The 23,156-nt window shown below is 57.2% G+C and carries 19 protein-coding genes and 1 tRNA gene; 5 read left to right on the top strand and 15 right to left on the bottom strand.

Annotated elements, in window-relative coordinates; all coding sequences use genetic code 11:
- The first annotated feature begins 239 nt into the window (after window positions 1–239).
- The 4 genes from ACQK2Q_RS03180 (at window position 240) to ACQK2Q_RS03165 (ending at window position 6,597) form a co-directional block, all read left to right on the top strand.
- On the top strand, window positions 240–1,811 hold the full coding sequence (locus ACQK2Q_RS03180) for an efflux transporter outer membrane subunit (protein ID WP_425408305.1): 1,572 nt from the start codon (window positions 240–242) through the stop codon (window positions 1,809–1,811).
- A gap of 5 nt (window positions 1,812–1,816) precedes the next feature.
- Window positions 1,817–3,070 (top strand): efflux RND transporter periplasmic adaptor subunit, encoded by a 1,254-nt coding sequence (locus tag ACQK2Q_RS03175; RefSeq protein WP_425408304.1) that lies wholly within the window; start codon window positions 1,817–1,819, stop codon window positions 3,068–3,070.
- On the top strand, window positions 3,067–6,270 hold the full coding sequence (locus ACQK2Q_RS03170; protein ID WP_425408303.1) for an efflux RND transporter permease subunit: 3,204 nt from the start codon (window positions 3,067–3,069) through the stop codon (window positions 6,268–6,270). Before ACQK2Q_RS03175 ends, ACQK2Q_RS03170 begins: the two co-directional genes overlap by 4 nt.
- A 251-nt stretch (window positions 6,271–6,521) precedes the next feature.
- A tRNA-Asn gene (locus ACQK2Q_RS03165) sits at window positions 6,522–6,597 on the top strand.
- Here the strand turns inward: ACQK2Q_RS03165 and ACQK2Q_RS03160 are convergent.
- The 8 genes from ACQK2Q_RS03160 to trbL all read right to left on the bottom strand — a co-directional run bounded on the left by ACQK2Q_RS03160 (window position 6,568) and on the right by trbL (window position 13,451).
- The gene (locus ACQK2Q_RS03160) at window positions 6,568–8,142 is read right to left on the bottom strand and encodes a recombinase family protein (RefSeq protein ID WP_425408302.1); all 1,575 of its coding nucleotides are present in this window, start codon (window positions 8,140–8,142) and stop codon (window positions 6,568–6,570) included. The genes ACQK2Q_RS03165 and ACQK2Q_RS03160 overlap by 30 nt on opposite strands.
- 174 nt (window positions 8,143–8,316) lie before the next feature.
- A complete protein-coding gene (locus tag ACQK2Q_RS03155; protein WP_425408301.1) occupies window positions 8,317–8,574 on the bottom strand; it encodes a hypothetical protein in 258 nt (85 codons plus the stop codon).
- Window positions 8,575–8,603: 29 nt separating this feature from the next.
- Window positions 8,604–8,915: a DUF736 domain-containing protein gene (locus tag ACQK2Q_RS03150; protein ID WP_425408300.1), complete on the bottom strand. Its 312-nt coding sequence runs from the start codon at window positions 8,913–8,915 to the stop codon at window positions 8,604–8,606.
- On the bottom strand, window positions 8,912–9,157 hold the full coding sequence (locus ACQK2Q_RS03145) for a DUF2274 domain-containing protein (protein ID WP_375204045.1): 246 nt from the start codon (window positions 9,155–9,157) through the stop codon (window positions 8,912–8,914). The genes ACQK2Q_RS03150 and ACQK2Q_RS03145 overlap by 4 nt, the downstream gene beginning before the upstream one ends.
- On the bottom strand, window positions 9,154–10,422 hold the full coding sequence (locus ACQK2Q_RS03140) for a TrbI/VirB10 family protein (RefSeq protein WP_425408299.1): 1,269 nt from the start codon (window positions 10,420–10,422) through the stop codon (window positions 9,154–9,156). Before ACQK2Q_RS03140 ends, ACQK2Q_RS03145 begins: the two co-directional genes overlap by 4 nt.
- On the bottom strand, window positions 10,419–11,405 hold the full coding sequence (gene trbG / locus ACQK2Q_RS03135; protein ID WP_425408298.1) for a P-type conjugative transfer protein TrbG: 987 nt from the start codon (window positions 11,403–11,405) through the stop codon (window positions 10,419–10,421). The genes ACQK2Q_RS03140 and trbG overlap by 4 nt, the downstream gene beginning before the upstream one ends.
- Window positions 11,406–11,416: 11 nt before the next feature.
- The gene (gene trbF, locus ACQK2Q_RS03130) at window positions 11,417–12,100 is read right to left on the bottom strand and encodes a conjugal transfer protein TrbF (RefSeq protein WP_425408297.1); all 684 of its coding nucleotides are present in this window, start codon (window positions 12,098–12,100) and stop codon (window positions 11,417–11,419) included.
- Between the two features lies 1 nt (window position 12,101).
- Window positions 12,102–13,451: a P-type conjugative transfer protein TrbL gene (gene trbL, locus ACQK2Q_RS03125; RefSeq protein WP_425408296.1), complete on the bottom strand. Its 1,350-nt coding sequence runs from the start codon at window positions 13,449–13,451 to the stop codon at window positions 12,102–12,104.
- Window positions 13,452–14,089: 638 nt separating this feature from the next.
- Between trbL and ltrA the strand changes: the two genes are divergently transcribed.
- Window positions 14,090–15,631, top strand: a complete 1,542-nt coding sequence (ltrA, locus tag ACQK2Q_RS03120) for a group II intron reverse transcriptase/maturase (RefSeq protein ID WP_425408295.1) — start codon at window positions 14,090–14,092, stop codon at window positions 15,629–15,631.
- 146 nt (window positions 15,632–15,777) lie between these two features.
- Here the strand turns inward: ltrA and trbJ are convergent, their stop codons facing one another.
- From trbJ to ACQK2Q_RS03085, 7 genes are read right to left on the bottom strand one after another with little or no spacing between them, the layout of a single operon-like run.
- On the bottom strand, window positions 15,778–16,509 hold the full coding sequence (trbJ, locus tag ACQK2Q_RS03115; protein WP_425408294.1) for a P-type conjugative transfer protein TrbJ: 732 nt from the start codon (window positions 16,507–16,509) through the stop codon (window positions 15,778–15,780).
- Entirely contained in the window at window positions 16,506–18,935 is a 2,430-nt protein-coding gene (trbE, locus tag ACQK2Q_RS03110) for a conjugal transfer protein TrbE (protein WP_425408293.1), read from the bottom strand. Before trbE ends, trbJ begins: the two co-directional genes overlap by 4 nt.
- On the bottom strand, window positions 18,929–19,183 hold the full coding sequence (locus ACQK2Q_RS03105; protein WP_425408292.1) for a VirB3 family type IV secretion system protein: 255 nt from the start codon (window positions 19,181–19,183) through the stop codon (window positions 18,929–18,931). Before ACQK2Q_RS03105 ends, trbE begins: the two co-directional genes overlap by 7 nt.
- 10 nt (window positions 19,184–19,193) lie before the next feature.
- Window positions 19,194–19,520 carry a TrbC/VirB2 family protein gene (locus ACQK2Q_RS03100; protein ID WP_425408291.1) on the bottom strand — a complete coding sequence of 109 codons (327 nt, stop codon included), beginning with the start codon at window positions 19,518–19,520 and terminating at the stop codon, window positions 19,194–19,196.
- Window positions 19,517–20,521, bottom strand: a complete 1,005-nt coding sequence (trbB, locus tag ACQK2Q_RS03095) for a P-type conjugative transfer ATPase TrbB (protein ID WP_425408290.1) — start codon at window positions 20,519–20,521, stop codon at window positions 19,517–19,519. The genes ACQK2Q_RS03100 and trbB overlap by 4 nt, the downstream gene beginning before the upstream one ends.
- Window positions 20,518–20,964 (bottom strand): CopG family transcriptional regulator, encoded by a 447-nt coding sequence (locus tag ACQK2Q_RS03090; protein ID WP_425408289.1) that lies wholly within the window; start codon window positions 20,962–20,964, stop codon window positions 20,518–20,520. The genes trbB and ACQK2Q_RS03090 overlap by 4 nt, the downstream gene beginning before the upstream one ends.
- A gap of 3 nt (window positions 20,965–20,967) precedes the next feature.
- A complete protein-coding gene (locus tag ACQK2Q_RS03085) occupies window positions 20,968–22,989 on the bottom strand; it encodes a conjugal transfer protein TraG (protein WP_425408288.1) in 2,022 nt (673 codons plus the stop codon).
- Window positions 22,990–23,156: the final 167 nt, after the last annotated feature.

Genomic DNA, 23,156 nt, shown 5'->3' with positions numbered 1-23,156 from the left:
CACTGGCGCCCGATGAATCTGCGTTTATTTAGTCATTAAAGTTTTAACGACTTCTGGTCCTGTTTCTTTCATAATGAAGGCGTGAAACGCCCCATTCGCCGCATTCGCGCAACTGTCCGCCGCTTAAGCCTTGCGGCGGCGCCGGATAAAAGTCAGGTAAGATCGTAACAATGAATAATAATAATGAAGATGCAAGGCCCGTATTTGGCCTGGCGCCGCTAAAGAAAAGGAGAAGCCGGATGCGATTCGGGGGCGTAGCTCTAATTGCAGTGATGACGGCGTCATGCGCCACGGTGGACGAGGAACTGCTCAACAGTCAGCTTCCGGAGCCGCCGGAATCCTGGACAGCCGACGAGCGTTTCGCAAACGCCCCGACCGGCGACTGGGTTGCCGCATTCGACGATACGGTACTGCGCGGCCTGATCGATGAAGCCGTATCCCATAATAACGATTTTCTCGCCGCCGCCGCCAATCTTGAACAGGCGCGGGCCAACTCCCGCATTGCTCGCGCGGACATGCTTCCGACGTTAAACGCCAGCGCGAATGCAAGCCGCAACGCCATTGTCACCGACCCGACAGCGGCTGCGCAAGCCGGCGGGGGCGGCAACGCCGATTTGAGCGGTTTGTCGGCCGGTGATCTGGAAGACCAGTTTGGCGTTGACTCTAACAATGACGGCCGCCTCGACGGTCTTGATCTCGACGGCGACGGAATTGCGGAACAGGACCTTCCCGACCGGCGTCTTTACATCAACAATTTTTCAATCGGCGCACAGATCAATTGGGAGCTCGATGTCTGGGGCCGTCTGACTGATCAGACCCGCGCTGCATATAAGGACGCCGCAGCCGCATACGCCGATCTGGAAGCGGCGCGGCTTTCGATTGGCGCGCGCGTCTCGCAGGCGTGGTTTGCGCTGATTGAAGCGCGCCAGCAACGAGAGCTTGCTGAACGCGACACGCAGGCGCGCGAGCGCAACTTGCGCGTCACCGAAAGGCGCTATGAACGCGGCGTTTCTTCCAGCCTCGATGTTCGCCTGTCGCGATCGGCTTTAGGCTCCAGCCAGGCCAACCTGGCGCTGCGCCAGCGGCTGGAACTGGAAGCCTCGCGACGTCTTGAAGTATTGCTGGGACGCTACCCTGCGGCCGAGCTTGAAGCGGCGGAAAGTCTACCCGAATTGCCGGCATTGGCCGGCGCCGGCGCGCCCGGCGATTTGCTGGCGCGGCGTCCGGACCTCATTGCGGCTGAAGCAAGAATGGAAGCTGCAGGATTGCGCGCGCGGGCAGCCCGTAAACAAATGCTGCCGCAGTTGACTTTGTCGTCACAGATCAACACGTCCGGACCGCAACTGGCGGACTTGATTGATCCTGAGCGTCTTGCCGGCAATATCGCAAGCGGCCTTTTTCAACCTCTGTTCCAGGGCGGCAGACTGCTGGCGAATTCCAAACGCGCCCGCGCAGCAGCGCAAAGCTCGCTCTACAGCTACGCGCAGACTGTGCTGACAGCTTACGAAGAAGCGGAGAATACGCTGGCCGCCGAAACCCTTCTGGCCGCACGTGAGGACGCCTTGCGTCTCGCCTATGAAGAAGCAGCGGCGGCGGAGGAATTGACGGAACGGCGCTACAACAGCGGCGCTGCAACGATTTTTAACCTGCTGGACGCGCAGACGCGCCGCATTTCATCGGAAAGCCAGTTTATTCAGGCGCAACAACAACGCGTTTCCAATCGCGTTCAGCTTTATCTTGCGATCGGCGGGGACTTCCTGACGCAAGACAAGCTAGCGGCGCTTTCCGCCGTAGATACGGGGACTAAATAGCAATCATGTTTCGCAAGTTTTTCACATTGATAGGCACTGTCGGCGGCATCGTCGGCATAATCGCACTCATTTTCCTTATGGGGTCCTTGCGCCCCAACCTGGAACGCCAGGCGCCGGAAATTGCGCCGCCCACGGTTTTTTACACTACAGCCGAATCGCAATCCGTGACGCTTGACGTCAGCGCGCAAGGCGAAGTTCGGCCGCGTACGGATATTAACCTCACCGCACAGGTTTCAGGCCGCGTTATTTCGACATCTGATAATTTTGTGAACGGCGGCGCTTTCGACGAAGGCGATATCCTCATCAAAATCGAAGACGCTGAATATCGCGCCGCCGCCGCGGGCGCCCGCGCCAGAGTGGCGCAGGCCGAACAGGCGCTGCGTATGGAAGAAGCGGAAGCCGCGCTTGCCCGCCGTGACTTTGACGAACTCGGCTCAGGCGATGAGCCGTCCGAGTTGACGCTGCGGATCCCCCAGCTTGCGCAGGCGCGCGCCAATTTTGAAGCCGCACAGGCGGAGCTTCAGGCCGCCCGTCTCAACCTTGAGAGAACAAACATTCGCGCGCCGTTCGAAGGCCGTGTACGCGAGCGCATTGCCGGCGTTGGTCAGTTCGTATCGCCGGGCGCGCAGCTTGGCCGGATATTCTCAACCGACATCGCCGAAATCCGTCTGGCCTTGACGGATAATGATCTGGCGAAGCTCGGGCTGCCGTTTGCTTTTGTGGAAACCTCCGACAACCCCGGCCCTGACGTGATCATGACCGCGTTCATCGCCAATGAAAATCACGAATGGAAAGGCCGGATCGCCCGGACAGAAGGCGCCATTGACGCAGCGACACGTCAGGTCTTCGCGATCGCCGTTGTTGACGACCCCTACGGCGAAGGCGCAGCGCAGGACGGCACGCCGCTGGCCATGGGCCTCTTCGTCGACGCCGCCATCGAAGGAAAGCCGTATGACAATGCGATCGTGTTACCCAGATCCGCGCTTTACGGACGCGATACGGTTTACCGGATACTTGAGGACGATACGATTGAGGCGCGCACCGTAAGCATCGTTTCGGCCGATCGCGACACCATAACCCTCGCCAGCGGCGTGTCGCCCGGCGACCGCATTGTCACTTCGCCGCTCCGCGGCGCCGATGACGGCGACAAGGTTTCGCCTGCTGACCCGGATGCGATTTCACCAACGCTTAACGAAGACGATGAGACGCCGCCCTCCGCTAACGCGACCGCGCAAAACACGTCGGGAGATAGTCTGTGACCGGAATTGTATCCTGGTGGACGCGCAACGCTGTTGCAGCAAACCTCTTGATGGTCGCCTGTTTTGTCGCGGGCGCCATCGCTTTCATGAATCTCGAACGCGAGCTTGATCCGTCGGCGACGTTCACCGGCGCGTCCATCAACGTGGCCTGGCCGGGCGCTTCACCGCAGGAAGTTGAAGAACAAATCATATTGAGGATCGAAGAGGCGCTCGCCAATGTCGACGGTGTCGTTCATATCGATTCTACCGCCCGTGAAGGCAGAGCAACCCTGAATGTCGAGGGCGATGATAACATCGACACAACGCGATTTCTAAATGAAGTCAAAAACCGCGTAGACGGCGTTTCGAATCTGCCGCGCGATTCTTTTCCTCCTGTCGTATCCCAGTGGCAAAACCGCAGCCCCGGCGTCTTTATGGGGCTATATGGCGATTTGCCCAAGCGCGAGCTAAACCGGCTCGCCAGAGACCTGCGCGACGAACTCTCACAGCTTCCGAACGGCTCTCCGCTCGTCAATCTCTGGGGAGACGCGCAAGAAGAAGTTTCCATTGAAGTCTCCGAAGAAGCGCTGCGCCGCTATAACCTGACTTTCGACGATGTTTCACAGGCGATCAGGGGTTCATCGTTAAATCTCGCTGGCGGCCAGGTGCGCACGGAAACCGGCAATCTCCAGATCGCCGCGCGCGCGCTCGCGGATACGGAAGAAGAATTTGAACGCATTGTCGTGCGGCAGAACCCCGACGGTTCTGTCATTCGGGTGATGGATGTCGCAAATGTGGTAGACGGCTTCGAGGACCGCCGGCAGATACGCACGCTTAACGGTAAGCCGTCAATCACACTCGCTGTTCAATCGCCTGAGACATCTAATGTCACGCAACTTTCAGCGGCAGTGACAGAATGGGTCGAGGAAAAAAACAAAGAACTGGAAGGCGAAGCGCAAATTTACATATGGTTTGACGCCGCCGAACCGTTTAACGGTCAGTTGAGTCTTGTTGCATCCAACGCCGTCGTCGGTTTGATCCTGGTACTCATCATTTTAATGTTGTTTTTGCGTCCCGCCGTTGCTTTCTGGACTGCAATCGGCATCGCTGTATCATTCGCGGGCGCCTTCATCTTCATGCCGATGACTGGCGTGTCGCTCAACTTCCTTTCGATTTTCGGCTTTTTGCTTGTTATCGGCGTTGTGGTGGACGACGCCATTATTGTCGGCGAAAGCATACATAACGAAGTTGAAGAAGGCAGAACTGGCCCTGACGCCTCGATTCTTGGCACACAGCTTGTCATGAAACCGGTCTTCTTTGCGGTTATCACAACCATGATCGCGTTTTCGCCATGGCTGTTTATCGGCGGCGGCGCTGCGCAATTCACCCGCCAGATCAGCCTGACAATCATTTACGCGTTGACGTTCTCGCTGGTTGAAGCGTTCTTGATTTTGCCGGCGCACCTGTCTCACATGAAGCCGCAAAACAAATCCGGCGTTTATTATCAACTGCAACGCGGGTTTTCAGAAGGCATTCTCAAGGTTGCAGACACAGTCTACAGACCAATCATTCGAACGGCATTGAAATTCCGGTATTTTACCGTTGTCGGTTTTTTCGGCGCATTCGCGATTGCCGTTGCGCTGCTCGCGCAAGGCTGGATTTCGTTTAAATTCATGCCTGAAATTCAAGGCACGTTCATCTCACTCAACGTGCGATTACCCGAAGGATCGGCTTTCACGCGAACCGAGCAGATTTACGACGAGGTTTCCCGCGCCGGCGCCAATCTGAAAGAAAAACTGGGCAAAGTCGATGACATAGATTTTATCGAGTCGATTTATATCGCCGCTGATGAGGGCGAAGTCACCGCCTATATGACGATTATCGAAGCCGGCAAACGAAAGCAGTCCACAAAAGACGTCGCGGAAATGTTCCGTGACGAACTGGGGCCCATTCCCGACGCCGAGGAAATAAATATAGGCTTTACCCAGAACGAAGGCGGACCTGACCTTTCATTTGGCGTTCAGGCGGACGAATTGGAAGAATTGCGTCTCGCAACGGTCGATGTGCAAACCTACCTGCGCACGCTGCCCGGTGTTTTTGACGTGCGTAACAATTTGCAATCAGCCACGCCCGAGCTGCAAATCGAGTTAAAACCCGGCGCCGAGCGCTTCGGCCTAACGCTCGCCGAAGTCTCCCGGCAGGTGCGCCAGGCGTTTTATGGCGAAGAAGTCCAGCGTCTCCCCCGTGAAGGCCAGGATGTTCGCGTCATGGTGCGCTACCCGAAGTCGGCGCGAGAATCGCTGACGACCATTGACCAGATGCGTATTCGTACTCCCGACGGGCGCGAAGTGCCGCTCACTGCGGTGGCGGACGCAAAGTTTGCGCCGAGTTTCAAGCGCATTGACCGGCGCGACCGCCAGCGGTCAGCGCGCATTACGGCTGAACTGCGTGAAGGCACGGATCGCGCGCAAATCATGCAAAACTACAATCAGGAATTTATTCCGGAGTGGAAACGCCGTCATCCAAACGCTTCTCTCGTCCAACGCGGCGACGCCGAGGAACAAGCCGAATTCATGAGCGATTTTCTTGCCCTTTACGCTGTGGCTCTTTTCGCCATGTATATGTTGCTGGCGATTGCGTTTGGCTCTTACTGGCAGCCAGCCCTGATCATGACGGCCATTCCGTTTGGCTATATGGGCGCCGCATTCGGTCACTTTTTATTCGGTCTCGACTTTGCGCTCTTTTCATTCTTTGGCGTCGGCGCGGCAGCTGGTGTTGTCGTTAATGATAACCTGGTGCTGATCGACCGGGTGAACAGGCTGCGCGGCGAAGGCGAAGGCGCATTTTCAGCGCTTGTGAAAGCCGGCGTGGGCCGTTTCCGCCCGATTATGCTGACCTCGGTGACAACATTTGTCGGCCTTTTGCCTATCATGTTCGAGCGCTCGACCGACGCCCAGTTTCTGAAACCGACGATCGTCGCCCTTGCCTTCGGGGTTTTCTTCGCCACATTCGTGACCCTGATTTTCGTACCCGCCATGTACGCCGTCGGGGCCGATATCGCGCGGTTCTACCGCTGGGCGTGGAGCGGCGAAAAACAGCCTGCGCTTGGCGACGGCGCGTCAGCCGAAAGCGACTACGCCGAATCACATGACGATGATGGACGCCGGCCGGATCTCGACCGAAAACAACGTGAAAATCCGTTATGGGGGCCAGCCGAATAATATGGACGTCGTCTTCGGCGGGACGTTAACCTTATGTTAATATCTTGATGAGACCTTAATTCTTGTCTTCTCCCGAGAAGATACCCCACCATACCCCACGACAGTGAGTACCGGCCGCGTTTCCCCCAAACGCGGCCGTCTCAGCTTCGTAACGCTTTTTCCATTCCTTGCTGATAAAAAAATTCGCGCGCGGCAAAAAGGGTGTGGATTATGCCTCTCGCCTTTGCTATATCGCCGCTTCTTATAGGCGGTCCCCGATAGCTCAGTTGGTAGAGCAGCTGACTGTTAATCAGCGGGTCACTGGTTCGAGTCCAGTTCGGGGAGCCATTTCTCAAAACGAGCCGAATCGCCCATTTTCGGTGCCGAGGCTTGCGCTGCAATCATTGCCGTTTCCGCAAGAGAATCAAAAGGTTGCTGGAATTCTGCGTTCAATTCTCCGTGCGCCCAGGTGCAGTTCGAAAGTAAGAAATTCAGCATCCTCGACTTCTCTTTTGCCGACTGTTTTTCGAACAGACGATGGGCGTCCTTCGCCAATTTCAACAGTTCGATACCCTCGTCCATGTAGGAATCGTCAGCCATTTCATGACGCTCGATGTCCTTCGCACAACGCGCCTGCTCGTCACGCCACTGGGTCCGCATTCGGTCATAAAACTCTTCTGACACCCGCCCGTCGAGCTTATCGATATACATGGCGTCAATTCGCTGCTGCAGCCGATTTCGCTCCTTCTCAAGCCTAGCGATAGCCTCGGCATGCTCGCGCTTCTCGTCAGCGCAGCTGTCCTTAAGGGCCCGGCTCACCCACTCAAAAACGTCGTCATCGAACCGGAGCTTACGCAAATATGAAGTGAATTTTTCCTCCAACACCTCTTCACGCGTATAGGGCTCGCCGCATTTCCCCTTAAACCCGGTGCAATGGTAGTAGACATATTTTTTCTTTTTCAGCTCTCCGACCATGGCGCAGCCGCAATGGCCGCAGGTTATCAGCCCGGTGAAGGCGAAGTCATGCGCGGATGATCCCCGCAGCTTGGATGTGTGTCTTCCATCCAATACGCCCTGGACGCGCGCCCACAATTCACTGGTTACGAGTGGCTCATGGCTGCCCTGATATCGCTTCCCTTTCCAATCGAACTCGCCCGTATAAATTCGATTGCGGAGAATTTTATGAATGGTGCTGTTGGTTACAGGTTGGCCGCTCTTCCGAAACGTCAACCCGTGAGAGCGTGCTTTAACGCCAAGCTGCCGAAGTGAGTAACGGCCCGTTGCATACCATTCAAACATTTTGGCAATGAGCGGTCCAGCGACGGGATCGACTTCGATTATCTTCTTCCCATTCGGTCCGTCGGTATTGTGATAGCCCAGCGGGGCGCAGGATGGCCAAATCCCCTGTTCCGCCTTTTCCAGCATTCCTTTCCGGGTTTCCTCCGAAAGATTGTCGATGTAATTCTTGGCCATCAAAACTTTGATGCCGTGCATGAATTTTTCGGACGACCGCGAGTCGTAGGAAAGAACCGTTCCCTCTTTTACAAAATGGATCTCGACGTCCAAATCGTCGACGGTCACCCAATCCTTTAGATTCCGATAAAGGCGGTCCGTTTTCTCGACCAACAAAACGCGCACAGTCGGATGGCGACGCAGATAAGTCATCATTTTGTCGAAATGCGTGCGGCCGCTTTTCTTGGCCGTTTCAACATCGACAAATTCTTCAGCCACGCGAATACCGTTTATCGCCGCGTATTCGCTTAAGAGCTTCAACTGCGCGGGAATCGAAAACCCTTCTTTTTCCTGCTCTTTAGAGGAAACGCGTGCATAAACTACGGCGCGCGGCGCAGTTTGCTGCTTTGATTGCGTTTTTCCCCAGTTTCGAGAGGCCATTGGTCCGTCCGTTCCGCTTCACGAGAAATATAGATTCTCTAGCATCATTCGGGCTCGGTGCGAATGGCTTGTTCCTAAAGTGTTCGACGAATCAACTTTGGGAAAATTGCGGGCCAATCAACCGGTTGGCCGCAATTAGAACAGAACGCGCTTCATTGAAGGGCCGCACATTTTCTAATTGTGCTTCGAATGTCCTGCTTGCGCCTTCTGTTCCGCAATTTTCCATTCTCGAAGAATCCGAAAAAAGCCAACGGCGTTATCGACGATCTCCCGGGCGTCTTCCTGTGTCAGCCTGTGTGCGTAGTGCGGCTGCCATTCATCCATTGTTCTGCGAATCAATTCCGGCTTAGGAAATTTACGAGCCCGAGGAAGGGGCGAGCGGTTGGCGTCTCCCAAACCTGAATTAAGCAACTGCCGTCTTGGAGTTTTCATCGATCTACGCCACCTTACCAACTTAAAATTTATCGATTGCGACTCCAAACCAGAGCGCCGGTCCCGTCGTCCGCATTCTCAAAAAACGCCGCGCGGACGGGAGCTGCAAAACTCGGATCATCGAGTTCAACGCTCAGAAACGACTTCTTGTCCTCACCGGAGCTGTTCGAACGCCAGGCGGCGCCAAGCTCTGCACCACCGGCGATAATTCGAAAATCCGGCGCTTTGTCATTGCCGTTCTTGTCGTTGGCGACGATTTTCGCTTTCACATTGATCGTCATGGTTCGAATTGTTCCGGCGTATCCATCCTGGCTTTTCGAAAATGTGCCGATTACGCTCATTTTGAAGTCTCCTTTGTTTTCACGGGTTGATGAAGGGTTTTGCGCGCGCGCCGAAAGGACCGGTCGCTTTCCAAGAAGTTTTCGATCATCAGGGCCGCAACTTCCGGGATCGACGCCTTCGCGCCATAGGCGCGCTCGTGAAGCGCCGCATAATCGACAAGCGCTTCGTGAACGGGAGGCGCGAGCGATATGTTGAGCTTGATCGGAGCGCGTTCAGGAATCGGGCCGAGCTTAAGACTCATCGAATCGCTCCTTCTTCTTGATACGGGCGAAGGACGAGATCCTTGTGAACGATGATGCGGAACGGCCATCCTGGCCTGATCCTGATTGTCGGCTGGATGTCGAGATTTCTCTGGATAATTCTTTGGCCGGCCTGATTAGCGGATGACTGCGCGGACTCTCTGAGCGCCTCAACCAGATCGCTTTCAGAGTCGCCGAAAGACAATTCCGTTCCGACGCCGAGCAGCGTTGAAAGGACGATGCCTTTCAGCAAGCGGAATGTATGAAAGTCCACCTTGTCGGCGAGACCGGCGTAACCGGATACGTCGCTCGCCGGCATGTTTTCGATGACGATGGATGCGCCGTCCGGATAGATTATTCGTGACCAGACCAAAAGAGCTCGGGACTGCCCAAACGCGATGACGCTGTCGTACCGGCCGATAATTTTAGCGCCTTGAGGGATCAACACATATTGGCCGCTCACTGTGTCGTAAACATTTTGCGTGACCTGCGCAACGACCGTTCCCGGCAAGTCAGAATTGACGCCCGTGATCAGGCTTGCCGGGATAATCGAACCGGCCATAACTTCGAACGGCGTTTCCGGGTCGTCGAGACGATGGCTGATGTCAGTTGCGGAATCGAGATCACCCTCCAGAAACTGAAGTTTGCGGAACTGTCGGCTCGGATCGTTTTCCCGTTCGCTGCCGAACGGCGCCGGCGTCGCTGCGGCGCCTTGAAAGGCTGATGCAATATCAAAAGGCGACACGCGTTCCGGCGCGCTTTCTCTGCTGATCGCCTGGACTGCGGGAGTCGATAATTGGAAGAACACCCCCGCCTCTCGCGCATCGGCGGCCATTTGCGCTTCCCTGAGCGCTGCCTCCCTCGCCGCATCAGCCTCGGGTGAATTCCGAAACGGCGCGACGGGCGGAGGCGCCGAGAGGTCTATTCCCGACTGGTCCGAGCCTTGCGCCGCCTGCTGTGCGCGAAGAAGCGCTGCGCCAAGATCGCCAGGCAACGGGTCGCCAAGCGACGGGCGAATATCGGCGTAACTCGCCGGCAAAGCCTCCAGCCCTTCGGCGGTCGGCTTCGTATCCACATTGTACAGCTCTTGAGGGCGCGCATCGCTCGCCGCACGCGGCGGTTTCAACGCAATGCTTGTTGCGGCGAAGATGAGTAGCGCCGCTCCGCCAGCCGCCAGCATCAGCGCGTTCTTGTTAAGTCGCGTGACGGGCCGCGGGCTGGGCCGCAGTTCGAGCGTCGATGGGTCTACTTTTTCACGTTCGGTCACGACCGCCTCTTCAGGTCGGTTCTTACAATCCGGACGACATCCTGTTTCTTCCCGCCGAGACGCAATTCAGCAGCCGCAAAGAGACGATCGACGACATAGTAGTTGCCGCGCATTCTGTAATTGACGAGTTCAGGATCGCCTTTGCGTCCGAGAACGAATAGCGGCGGCGCTTCACCTTGCGATATGTTCTCAGGGAACTGAATGAACACCTGTCGCCCGTCATCGAAAACGCGGACGGGACGCCAATGGGGTTTGTCGCCTTCGATTTCATATCGAAACTGCAAATCGCCAGGCGATACGCCTGCAGCGACGATCATTTCGTCGCGCTTGCGCAACTGTTCGTTCTCGTCACGGCGGCGTTTGAACTGGTCCTGCGGATAGGTCCAGGAAATCGCGGCCATGTAGGTTTCGCGAAACGAGCGCATTTCGAGGTGATAGGCGCGACGGTCCGTGGTGATGACAAGATTCGTTTTCAGGTCCGGCGCAATAGGCTTTACGAGAATATGCACGCGCTCGCCGCCATTATTTCCATAAGGCCCGCCGCTGGTCGTATCGCCGACAATCCAGCGAACCGTATCGCCAGCGGAAACCGAATTGAGAATTTCGCCTGGCTCCAGCGCGATATCCGTCACCTGCTCCGGCGCCGCATAAAGTCTATAAAGGGCGCCGTCCATGAAGGGATAGACCTGTACGGCATTGAAAAACCGGTCGAGGTCGGGCTCCACCTTGGCGCGGTCGTTTGCGGCGTCGATCCGTTCGAAAGGGGCGAGCGATGGCGGCGGCGCGGGTTCCTCTTTCGGTTTCAATTGTCCAGGTAAAGGATAAGGCCTTGCGGTCTCGACAATCTCGCGTACTGGTTCGTCCGCGCCAAAGGCGATCTCTCGCGCGGGCTTCATTGGCGCAGGATCAAGCGGCGCCTCAAACGTCGCCGTTTCGCACCCAGCTAATCCGGCGACGCTCGCAGCTAATAATAAACGCCTCATACCAAGCCTCCTCATGAGAGGTCCTTCGACCAGTTGATTCCGTGAACGTAAATTCCGAGCGGGTTTTTATGGATCGCTTCCGCTGTACGCGGCGGCGACAGGACAACCGTGATATGGGCGGTAAACCGCTCCTGTCTCTCAAACTGGCCGTTGGTGTAAGTCTTTTCTATCCAGCGCACTTCGAAGCTATTATCGCTAGCGCGCACCACGCTGGTCACTTCCACATTGACGCTGCGACGGCCGATTTCGGCGAAAGGATCATTCGCTCGCGCGTAATCATTTAATGCGACGGCGCCGCGATCCGTGGCGAAGTCATAAGCCTTCAGCCAGTTTTCGCGGACCACCACGGGGTCAATCGAAATGGAGCGCACATTGCGGATAAAATTCGCGATGTGATGGGCGATCTGCGCATCTTTCGGTTTGTATGTTTCAGTCGCCGGGCCGATGGCGCGGACTGTCCCTGCCGCGTCTACCTCGACGACATAAGGCGTCACAATCGATTGCGTCGATCGCCATAAGAGCCCGCCGACTGCTGACAATGCAATTATCAACGATCCGAATGCCGCCAATCTCCAGTTCGCTGCCTGTGCGCGCGAGGACCCGATCCGCTCATCCCAGATCGCTTGCGCGCGTTGGTAGGGAGTCTCCGGCGCCGGGGTTTCGCCGTATTTTACGGAAGCGCGCTTGAACATCATCTCAGTCCTCATCCTGTCGAAGTTTTGGCGCATCGCCTGAACCCGGACGGTCTCCCGAAGCGATCATGTGCGTCGCCGTCAGGCTCGCGTCCCGCAATCCCTGCTCGCGGCGCATGCGTTGCGCCCAATCCGGCGCGTTATTTGCCGCTGCGTCTTTCACGCCGGGTACGTCTTTCGCCGCCGAAAGCGCCTGGTTGATTGATCCGCCGGTTGACGTAAATGCGCGCCGCGCGCCGGACCGAAAGGCTTCGCCCGGCGAGCCCATTGCGCGCGATACGGAACTGCGAGCGCGGTCCGCAACTCCAGCAGCGCCCGCCTGAGCGACAGCGCCGACGCCAGCGGCGGTTGAACGCCATCCGCTTTCGCCGGACCCGACGCGACCTAGAGAGTAAGCAGCGCTCGCGCCGCCGGCCATGGACGCTCCGGCGCGCACAGCCGATTGACCGGCCGCGACGCTCGCACGGGCGCCAGACGCCGCAAGCGCGCCTGCCCCAATCACCGCCGCGCCAGTGCCCGCAGCCGTAGCAACCGCTGCGCCTGCGCCGAGTTGCGGCGCGCCGGCGACGAGCCCCGTCGCGATCCCAGGTCCGAAAATACCAAGCGCCAATAACGAAAGAGAACCGAGTATCGTTGACGCGGCCTGCTCAAGAGTGACGGACCCAGGCGTAAACGTAGACGTGACCGATCCGAATATCGTCGAGCCGATGCCGATGATAATGGCGAGAACCATGAGCTTGACGCCGGACGCGACAACATTGCCCAGCACCCGCTCCGCCAGAAATGATGTCTTGTTCCAGAGCGCGAAGGGAACGAGGACAAATCCCGCAAGCGTCGTCAGCTTGAATTCAATGATTGTGACAAAAAGCTGAATGGCGAGAATAAAGAACGCGAAGAGTACGATCACCCATGACAGCAAAATGATCATGATCGTGACGAAGTTGGTGAAGAAACTCGGGAAACCGATCAGCGAATTGGCTTCCTCCAGAAGCGGATAAGCCGCGTCATATCCCGTCGCCGCAACAAAACCCGGCTTTAGAAGGTCCGCTGCGGTAAGCGACGTTCCCGTCGCCACAAGGCCGAGCCCAGCAAAAGACGAAAAGATGATATTCGCGAGCAACGCGAAATTGTTAATGATGAAAGCGAACGCGCCGACATAAAGCACTTTTTTGACAAATTGACCCAGGACGTTCTGCTCGCCGGCAAACGCCCAGAACAACCCCGCAAGGACGACATCAATGCCAATCAGGACAGCGGTCAGAAAACCGACGTCACCGGCAAGCAGTCCAAAGCCACTATCAATGTAAGCAATAAACGTGCTGGTGAAATCGTCGATGACGTTAAGGTCGTCCATGTGCGTTAGGTCCTAGTCAAAGAAAGGAGTGCTTTGATTTTAAAGTCGTTACTGATCTCGCAAGGTGAGAAACCTTGCACGCCGCATGACGCAATATGCGGCGATGAGCAGATGGGTGAGGCAAGCCGAGTGCTTTCGGTTCGCCATAAATCAGCAGAACCCATCAAAGCCGGACAGACGGGAACTTCCGATCTCGTGGCTGGTCCGGCCAGCGAGCCTGTCATGGCGAGGGAAACCGAACCGATGGTGGAAGCCTCGTTACCTCTTAACACTCGCCAACTCGGAAGTGGGCGGGGACATTTGCGGCGCAAGCCGCCAGTCTGTGGAGCGTTGGTCTGTAGTATGGATGTACGGACTGGAGGCGCGCAGTTCGCTGCGCGCCAGCCCCGGCGTGGGTTTGCGTGGCGCCGGGGCCGGATTCCACACGGGGTAAAGTCGGCGCCTAAAGCAGGCGAGAGATCAGTTGCGGAACCTAAGAACCTTGTGATCGCTTCCGGTGCGTTCCGACGCCGGATGGCTGAAGCGACCAGCGACCGCGATGACGAGGGGCGGAGCCTTCGTAGTAGTCCGGGGACGGGAAAGCCGTCCACATGGCGAAGGGAGGCAGTGGATACGGCAAGCAAGCAGGAGGAAGGGTCATGACCGGCGATGTGAATACGTCGTTCGTCCTCGACATGCAACGCAAGCTGTATCGGTGGAGCAGCGAAGACCCTAACAAGGTGTTCGCTGATCTGTTCAATCTCGTTTGCGACCGCAGAACCCTGAACGAAGCCTGGCGACGGCTCGCCCGCAATAGCGGCAGCCAAACACCGGGAACGGACGGGATGACGCGGCGTTCGGTCGAACAGCGCCCCGGCGGCGCAGCGGGACTCCTCGATGACATTCGAGGACGTCTCCGCGACGGAACTTATCGCCCGGAACCTGTCAGGCAACGGCTTATCCCGAAGCCCGGCAAGCCCGGAGAGTTCCGGCCGCTCGGCATTCCGACGCTGACCGACCGTCTGGTGCAAATGGCTTTGAAGCTGATCTTGGAGCCCGTCTTCGAGGCGGATTTTTATCCGACCTCGTTCGGATTCCGAAGAGGAAGAAACGCTCATGATGCTCTGGAGAGAATCCAGAAATGCCTTCACCCGACAAAGCGTGGACCTTCGGTCTACCGCTACGTTATCGAAGGCGACATCAAGGGGTGTTTCGACGCCATCGATCATCATGTCATGATGGAGCGCGTGCGACGGCGCATCAACGACCGCAAGGTGCTGAAGCTGATCCTCGCTTTCCTGAAAGCCGGCGTGATGGTCGAAGGGACCGTTCGTCATTCCGTCACAGGCTCGCCGCAAGGCGGGATCATCTCGCCGATGCTGTCGAATATCTATTTGACAGCCATCGACGAGCGGTACGGACGATGGTCCATGCGACCTCGCGAACCAAGTATAAACGCCGCCGCTCGACGGGTCAGAGACCACCGACGAGGCAGGCCGGTGTTTTACATGGTTCGGTACGCGGACGACTTTGTCGTTCTCGTCGAAGGCGCGAGGGAGCAAGCGGAAGCTGAAAAGCGCGCGCTGGCGGAGTTCCTGAAGAAGGAACTTCGCATGGAGTTGTCGATGGAAAAGACGAAGATCACCGATGTCAGGGAGGGCTTCGACTTCCTTGGCTATCGGGTGGTGCAGGAAAAGGCGGCTCGCCCAAACAAACACGGGCGACGCCCCCAAGTCGGCAAACTCTTCATTCCGAAGAGCAAGCTGAACGACCTGCGTTACACGATCAAGAGTCTGGTGAAGAGCATCCCTACGGGATGGTCGCTCGCCAACGTCATCGATAGACTTAATCCAATCCTGTTGGGATGGAGGAACTATTACCGCTACGCCACTGGCGCTTATCGGGAGTTCAGCCGTCTCGACTTTTGGATATGGCAGCGCGTCGGGCGCTGGCTGAAGATGAAGCACGGAAACGCATCGTGGCCAGTGCTGCGACGACGCTATCATCTCAGCGCTCCGGGTAAACGGCGGCAATGGACTGAAAAGCCCAAACGCCTGCGTCACCTCACTGAAGGAAGGACGATGCGTTACCCGAACCAGAGCATAGAGAAACCGAACGGATGGAACGCGAAGTGGAAGACCAGACAGCGTGACAGCATGTATGACTTCCAGGACTCGTTCCGACGCCTCAAACATATTTGAGGACCACCCATGGGCGCGCAAACGCCCATGCAGGGAGAGCCGGATGCTTGGAAACCTGCACGTCCGGTTCGGAGAGGGGGATGGAGAAACTTGTCTCCGTAAGGTGATAAAGCGCTTCATCTCTACTCTACGGGCGTGCTCGTAGATTAAGAGGGCGTGTAAGCGGAACCGTCGCCGAGGAATCGTCCGCGATGAATGCGGGCGCGCTCTTCCGTTTGAAGCTGGCGCGCGCGATCAAGCGCCTCAGCGCGATACTGAACCGCCAGCAATTGCGCCGTCTGCATGGATTGCTTCGTTTGAAGCGCGAGCAGCTGGTTTCCCGCCTGCTCCACCTGCAGGCCGCCGACGGCGGTTTCGCTCTCAGTTACGATTTCTTCCAGCGTCGAAACATCAAGTGCAATCGTTTCCGCCACCTTCGCCTGCATGACGAGCGCGTCATTCAGCGCCCTGCTCGCTTCTTTCCAGTGAGCGTTCGCGGCGGCGCCCATGGCGAGGTTGGAAAAGGCCGAGTAATCTTCAGGAAAGAGCGTTTTGAAGGCGGCGTCGATGGTCGCGACATCATAGGCGAGCCCGTTGGCGGTCTTTATCAACTTGTCGATCTCGACAAGGCGCGCTTTCAACGCCGCCTTTGCGGAATAGGGAAGCTGTGTCAGCTCTTTCGCCTGATTGGCGATCATCGCTGCTTCATTCGTAAGCTGCTTGATTTGATTGTTGATCATCTCAAGCGTGCGCGCGGCTGTCAGAAGGTTCTGCGCGTAGTTCGTCGGATCATAAACGATCCCGCCCAGGATAAAGGCGTTGGCCTCGGGCGCTTGCGCGATACTTGCCGAGATCGCCAGCGCAAGCGTTGAAACAACGGTTTTCATTTTTCGTTTCATTCTCTTTCTCCTTTCGATGATGATGGTTCCGGCAAGAGAGTGGCGGCCCAGTCGAGCCCCTTCGCCGCAAGCAGTTGTTGTGCAAAGGGCGCGTCGCTCGCCTCGCGTAGTAACTTGTCCATGAGCTGGTGATCCTGCGGCGAAGACGCCCCGCAAAAAGCGAGCGCAATGTCTCCCAACCGAAGATCAAAAATCCGATTGCCAACGGGAGACTGGTAATAATACTCCTGCTTGGGCGTCATGCTTGCGATGATGTCGATTTGCCGGTCGTTCAGCCCAAAGTTCGAATATGCCGAATAGATGCTCGACTCTCGCGCCCGCGGATTGGGCAGAAATATTCGCGATGGGCAAGATTCTATAATAGCTGGCGCAATCGCGGAGGCTTGCACGTCGCTCAGTGACTGGGTTGCAAAGATGACAGAAACATTCTTCTTGCGAAGCGTCTTCAGCCAGTCTCGGATTCTTCCTGAAAACATTGGATTGTCGAGAAAGAGCCAGGCTTCGTCCAACAACAACAGCGTGGGATTTCCGTTGAACCGTTCTTCCAGTCGATCAAAGAGATAGGTGAGCGCCGGTGCGATAGCCGACTGCTGTCGCATGAGCTCCTCCATCTCGAAGCAAACGAGATTTGAAAACGAAAACGCCTCATTATCTGCGTCAAAGAGATCGCCGAATGCGCCTTCAACGGTGAAAGGCTTCAACGCATTGCGAAGACTCCGGTCTTGGACCAGGAGTGAGAAGCCAGTGAGCGTGCGCTCGGCGGTCGGCGCCGCGGCAAGACTGGATAGCGCAGACCAAACCGCCTCTTTGATTGGAGGATCGACCGTCACGCCTTCCTGCGCCAGCAAGCCGAGCAGCCAGCGTTGGGCGCGCGCCTTGTCTTCCGGCGTATCAAGATCGCGCAAGGGTTGGAAGGAAAGATCTGCCTTGGACCCGAGATCATAGACGATTCCTTCGAGACCGAGACATGCAGCGCGGATCGAGCGGCCTTTATCGAATGCGAAAACTTGCGCATTCTCATAACGGTGAAACTGCGCGGCGATGAAGGCCAGAAGCACCGATTTCCCGGCGCCGGTTGGCCCGACGATCAGGGTGTGACCGACATCGCCAATATGCGTCGACAACCGGAACGGCGTATGGCCGCGGGTCGTCGCCAGGGCCAGGGGTGGTCCGTCCAGATGATCGTTACGCGCCGGCCCCGCCCAGACGGAGGACAATGGCGCGATATGCGCAAGGTTTAACGTGTGAATGAGCGGCTGACGGATATTTGCGTAGAGATGTCCGGGCAGGCTGCCGAGCCATGCATCCACGGCGTTCACCGACTCGCGAATGGTCACGAAGCCGCGCTCGTTCAAGACGCGTTCGATTTCCCGGACGCGTTGATCAACGACACTCCGCTCCTGATCGTGTACGACAATCGTTGTCGTTAGAAACCCGAAAGAAACGTCGTCGGCGCCGAGTTCCTGCAACGCCGCATCCGCATCCGCCGTCTTATTGTCCGCGTCCGTGTCAACGAGTGCGCTGGCTTCATTGAACAGCGTCTCTTTGATGATTGCGGCGATGGATTTGCGTTTGGCGAACCACTGGCGGCGGTATTTGGCGAGTTCGGCGGACGCCCTCGCCTTGTCCATAGTGATAAACCGCGTTGTCCAGCGATACGGAAATGCGAGCGCGTTGAGGCTGTCCAAGAAACCCGGTTCGCTCGCCGGCGGGAATCCAAGAACGGAAATCACCCGTAAATGCGCTTCACCCAGTTTTGGTTCAAGACCGCCTGTGAGCGATTCATCGACCAGCAGGGCATCAAGATAGAGAGGCGTTTCCGGCCCGATGATATTGTGCCGTTTTGATGAAACGCACGCATGTAGATAGGAAAGCGTCTCGTCATCATCAAGCGGTCGGCATTCCGGCATCGCCAGCGCCAAGAGATCGATCGCTTTGTCTGTCTCCCGGACAAAATAGCCAAGACGATCGCCAGCATGGTCCGGGTTCTTAAGCTCATCTTGCTTTAGGAAGGCTCGCTCGGCTCGCGCCGTCCTGTCCGCCGGCGGCATATAAGCAAAGGTGAGATAATATTCGCATTCATAATATTCCGCAGTCGACTCAAACGCAGCACGGCGCTCCTCGTCGATGAGGAATGACAAGGGGCACGGCCATTCGCTCGTCGGATAATCCGCCGCGGGAACCCTGGCCGCTTCAAAATGCAGCACCCAGCCTGATCGTAGCCTGCGCAGAACATTGTTGATGCGCGCTGTATAACTAAGAAGTTCTTCAGGGCTGGCGCTTTCGAGGTCAGGTCCGCGAAAACGGATAGTCCGTTGCAGCGCGCCGTCTTTATTCAGAACGACGCCCGGCGCGACGAGCGCCGCCCAGGGAAGATAATCGGCAAGGCGCTTCGGACGCTTTTGATATTCGGCGAGATTCAGCATGAGAGATATTGCCCATGCTTCAAATGTTTGACGCCCACTTCGAGAAACTTCGGGTCTTTCTTCGCGGCGTAAACAGCGGCGGCGTGTCCGATCAGTCCGAGCACGATGCCGGCTGCCCACATTTGCATGCCAAGACCGACGGCGGCGGCGATGGTGCCGTTGATGATGGCGATGCCGCGCGGCGCGCCCGCCATTAAGAGCGGTTCCGTAAGGCTGCGATGAATGGGGATGGAGTAACCTTCGATCATCGTCTTCCCCTCAAACCAGCGCGCCGCCGCCGAAGGAGAAAAAAGCGAGGAAGAAGCTCGTCGCCGCGAATGCGATCGAGAGCCCGAAAACGATCTGAATAAGGCGGCGGAATCCGCCGGACGTATCGCCGAATGCCAGCGACAGTCCGGTGATAATAATAATGATGACAGCGACGATGCGCGCGACAGGTCCCTCAATCGAGGCGAGAATTTGCGTCAATGGCGCTTCCCACGGCATGCCGGATCCCGCAGCGTGCGCATGTCCGCTGAAGAACAACAGGGCGACGGCAAGCAACGCCGACAGGTGAAAGGCGCGAGAATAGTTGCGAGCGATCATGAATGGTCTCCGTTATTGACGATAAAAAGTTCAGGCGCGTCGGCTGGCTCCAGCATGTAGCCTTGCTGTCGGTCATGCCCTGTGACGCGAATGATCTCGGTGACGCGACGCCCTTCTTGCGTCTTCTCGATGAAGGCGACGACATCGACGGCTTCTGCAATTAAGGATTGCGATGCGCTTTGAGACCGCTCTCCGATCAGTTGCTCCAGACGTGCGAGCGCCAAGGCAGCTGAATTCGCATGAATAGTTGCGATGCCGCCCGGATGGCCCGTGTTCCAGGCTTTCATGAGGTCGAGCGCCTCGCCGCCGCGGACCTCCCCGACGATGATCCGATCCGGTCGCAACCGCATGGTCGAACGAACAAGTGCTTCAAGCGTGACGCGTTGCGACGTGCGTAAGGCGATCGAATCTTTCGCTTCGCATCGCAGCTCCCGCGTGTCTTCGAGAATGACGACCCGCTCATTGTGTTCTGCGATTTCGGCGAGTAGTGAGTTGGCAAGTGTCGTTTTGCCGGACGCCGTACCGCCGGCGATTAGAACGCTGCTCCGCATGCGCACGGCTGATCTCAGAACCTGCGCCTGGCGTTGCGTCATGACTCCCGAAACAACATAATCATTGAGAGGAATGACGATCTTCGAGGGTTTTCGGATTGTGAACGCAGGGTTGTTTGAGACTGGCGGCAGGACGCCTTCAAAACGTTCGCCGGTTCCCGGCAGTTCTCCGGAGATAATCGGGTGCTCCTGGTCGCAGACCGTATCGAGAGCCGATGCGACAAGACGGATAATCCGCTCGACATCAGCCGCAGCCATAGGCGCGTCCGCTCGTTCACGACCAATTCCGGCGCGCTCGATCCACAACGCGCCGTCGGGATTGGCGATGATTTCGGTCACGCTATCATCGTCAAGCGCACAAGCGATAACCGGTCCAAATGCAGTCTTGAGCATCGAAATCCGACGAAACGCGACCCGCGCGGTGTGGTGTTGTCCCTGAACGTTGGTCATTGCACCGCCTCCCCGCGCTGTTCGCTCGTCGCCGCGGTCAAGCCCATATGTTCGAGCAGCGTGTCGGTAAATCGCTCCTGTCCTATGAGGCGATCGCCGACCTGCGAGATAAACCGCTCGAACCGCTTTTGACCCAACGCTTCCGCGGCTGCGCGGTTTTGCTCCGGCAGTGGCGGCGTGATACAGAGATAATAGAGAATGTAGAGTGCGAGCGTTTCGGTCTGCGCGGATGCGTCATCGGCAAGACGATCCATCGCTCGCGTCAACTTATCGAGCCGTTTTATGAGCGCTGCATATTCCTGAGAATCTTCTTTGGGATTTAGAAGCTCGACAATCGCCGCTTCCACAATCGACGCCTTGGTGACGCCGGGCCTTGCCGCGGCGCGCGACAAGAGCGTTTCCGCTTTTTCTCCCAACCGAACCTGCAGTCTCGCTTTTTTCATGGCTTAAAAACTCGGCGTAATGCTGTCGGGATGGCGATCCATGACGGCCGCGCGCTGCGTCGCCGCCCTCGCGATATCCTGAAGCTTCTTGGCTTGCGCAGCGTCGTCATCATTCTCTAATCGTGATGGATCAAGCGATTCAGGGTCGGACTTGTTCGGGATCGGCATGGCGAATTCATGCTGCATGGCGTGTCCGCCATCGTCATTTTCGCCCTCGCCTTTGACCATATCGAACCAGGGTTGGCTCAGGCGCGCATCCGTCCTGGCGACGATGCCGGACCAATTGTCATCACGGGGCTTCGGCGAATCTGTGTAGAAATCATCTTCGGCTCTGATGTCAGGCGGCGCGAGGCAACGGGCGGTGAAATTCTGATCCCGGAAGTATTGAAGTTTCTGTCCGCGAATCGGCGCGATGCCCGACACCATCGCAATCGCTTCATTTGGCGGAAGCTGCATGACTTCGCCGGGCGTCAGCAACGGACGTGCTGTCTCCTGACGCGACACCATGACGTGTGCGAGCCATGGGGCGAGCCTGTGGCCTGCGTAGTTTTTCTGGGCGCGTAATTCCGTCGCCGTACCAAGCGAGTCCGAAATGCGCTTGGCTGTGCGTTCGTCATTCGCCGCAAAGGCGATGCGCACATGACAATTGTCCAATATGGAATTATTGGCGCCGTACGCTTTCTCGATTTGGTTCAGCGACTGTGCGATCAGGTAAGCGCGCACGCCGTAGCCGGCCATAAAAGCAAGCGCCGATTCGAAGAAGTCGAGCCGCCCGAGCGCCGGAAACTCGTCAAGCATCATTAGCAACCGATGCGCTCTCACGCGAGCGTTGCTCTCCAGTTCCTCCGTCAACCGACGACCGATCTGATTCAAGATAAGACGCACCAACGGCTTGGTTCTCGATATGTCGGAAGGCGGCACAACGAGATAAAGCGAGACCGGCCGCTCAGCGTTCATCAGATCGTCGATCTTCCAGTCGCAACGGCTCGTCACGCGCGCGATGGTAGGATCGCGGTAAAGCCCTAGAAAGCTCATCGCCGTCGATAAGACGCCGGAACGTTCGTTTTCTGACTTATTGAGCAGCTCCCGCGCGGCTTGCGCCACCACCGGATGAACCTTCGGCGCCTCGACCGTTCCGAGATGATTTGTGATCATCATCACTTTGAGCGTGCGTTCAAAGCTGCGCGAAGGGTCGGATAAAAAAGCGGCAACGCGCGCCAGGGTCTTCTCTTTCTCTGCGTAAAGAACATGCAAGATGACGCCGACAAGAAGCGCGTGGCCTGTCTTTTCCCAATGGCTGCGGCGTTCCAGCGATCCTTCCGGATCGACAAGAATGTCCGCTATGTTCTGAACATCGCGCACCTCCTGGTCGCCGCGGCGCACCTCAAGCATGGGATTGTATTTTGCTGAAAGCGGATTGGTCGGATCGAACAGAAGACAATGTGAAAATCTAGAGCGCCAGCCGGCGGTCAACTGCCAGTTTTCGCCTTTGATATCGTGAATGACCGCACTCCCGGTCCAGGAGAGGAGCGTCGGGACAACCAGTCCCACTCCCTTCCCGGACCGGGTCGGGGCGAACGCCATGACGTGTTCGGGGCCGTCATGGCGCAGATACCGGCCTTTCCATTTGCCCAAGAATACGCCTCGGGCATCGAAAAGGCCGGCATGCGCGATGTCTTGGCGGCGAGCCCATCGCGCAGAACCGAAAGTCGTTACATTTTTTGTTTGGCGCGCACGCCAAACGGAACCGGCTATCGCGGCGGCAGCGCCCAGCATTCCGCCGGAGGCTGCAATTCCTCCGCCGCGCATGAACACATCGGGCGCGTAAGGTTCGAACGCGTACCACCATTCAAAAAGCCGCCAGGGATAATAGACGGGCAAGTCGAAAGCGACGAACCACGGCGCGCCTAGCGCACGGTCAAACCCCAACGCGCCGGCGACATAAGCTGTCGCAATCCACATCGCGACGCCGACAATAAGAAAGACGATTATCGCTTGACCAATGAGTATCTTTGTCGGCGTCATGATTGAATTCTCGCAACCGCTCTGCGGTGTTTCGCGAATCAATCATCGACTTACTGAGCGTAAAAAGTCACTCGCGTTTATGTAGGGATTGTTAGGGATGATACGGGTTCAGCCTTGGACGCGGGACGAATGCGTCAAACCAGACACGAGTTCGTTATGCTTACTTT

Origin of the sequence: Hyphococcus sp., assembly GCF_965228385.1 — a bacterium.
GTDB lineage: Bacteria > Pseudomonadota > Alphaproteobacteria > Caulobacterales > Parvularculaceae > Hyphococcus.
The sequence above is the reverse complement of the archived record's forward strand: the minus strand, read 5'-3'. Positions and strand labels throughout refer to the sequence as shown.

Bases quoted from the DNA above. Each gene is read 5' to 3' on its own strand.
- ACQK2Q_RS03180 (WP_425408305.1), top strand. From the start codon at position 240: ATGCGATTCGGGGGCGTAGCTCTAATTGCAGTGATGACGGCGTCATGC.
- ACQK2Q_RS03175 (WP_425408304.1), top strand. From the start codon at position 1,817: ATGTTTCGCAAGTTTTTCACATTGATAGGCACTGTCGGCGGCATCGTC.
- ACQK2Q_RS03160 (WP_425408302.1), bottom strand. From the start codon at position 8,142: ATGGCCTCTCGAAACTGGGGAAAAACGCAATCAAAGCAGCAAACTGCG.
- ACQK2Q_RS03155 (WP_425408301.1), bottom strand. From the start codon at position 8,574: ATGAAAACTCCAAGACGGCAGTTGCTTAATTCAGGTTTGGGAGACGCC.
- ACQK2Q_RS03150 (WP_425408300.1), bottom strand. From the start codon at position 8,915: ATGAGCGTAATCGGCACATTTTCGAAAAGCCAGGATGGATACGCCGGA.
- ACQK2Q_RS03145 (WP_375204045.1), bottom strand. From the start codon at position 9,157: ATGAGTCTTAAGCTCGGCCCGATTCCTGAACGCGCTCCGATCAAGCTC.
- trbG (WP_425408298.1), bottom strand. From the start codon at position 11,405: ATGAGGCGTTTATTATTAGCTGCGAGCGTCGCCGGATTAGCTGGGTGC.
- trbF (WP_425408297.1), bottom strand. From the start codon at position 12,100: ATGATGTTCAAGCGCGCTTCCGTAAAATACGGCGAAACCCCGGCGCCG.
- trbL (WP_425408296.1), bottom strand. From the start codon at position 13,451: ATGGACGACCTTAACGTCATCGACGATTTCACCAGCACGTTTATTGCT.
- ltrA (WP_425408295.1), top strand. From the start codon at position 14,090: ATGACCGGCGATGTGAATACGTCGTTCGTCCTCGACATGCAACGCAAG.
- trbJ (WP_425408294.1), bottom strand. From the start codon at position 16,509: ATGAAACGAAAAATGAAAACCGTTGTTTCAACGCTTGCGCTGGCGATC.
- trbE (WP_425408293.1), bottom strand. From the start codon at position 18,935: ATGCTGAATCTCGCCGAATATCAAAAGCGTCCGAAGCGCCTTGCCGAT.
- ACQK2Q_RS03105 (WP_425408292.1), bottom strand. From the start codon at position 19,183: ATGATCGAAGGTTACTCCATCCCCATTCATCGCAGCCTTACGGAACCG.
- ACQK2Q_RS03100 (WP_425408291.1), bottom strand. From the start codon at position 19,520: ATGATCGCTCGCAACTATTCTCGCGCCTTTCACCTGTCGGCGTTGCTT.
- trbB (WP_425408290.1), bottom strand. From the start codon at position 20,521: ATGACCAACGTTCAGGGACAACACCACACCGCGCGGGTCGCGTTTCGT.
- ACQK2Q_RS03090 (WP_425408289.1), bottom strand. From the start codon at position 20,964: ATGAAAAAAGCGAGACTGCAGGTTCGGTTGGGAGAAAAAGCGGAAACG.
- ACQK2Q_RS03085 (WP_425408288.1), bottom strand. From the start codon at position 22,989: ATGACGCCGACAAAGATACTCATTGGTCAAGCGATAATCGTCTTTCTT.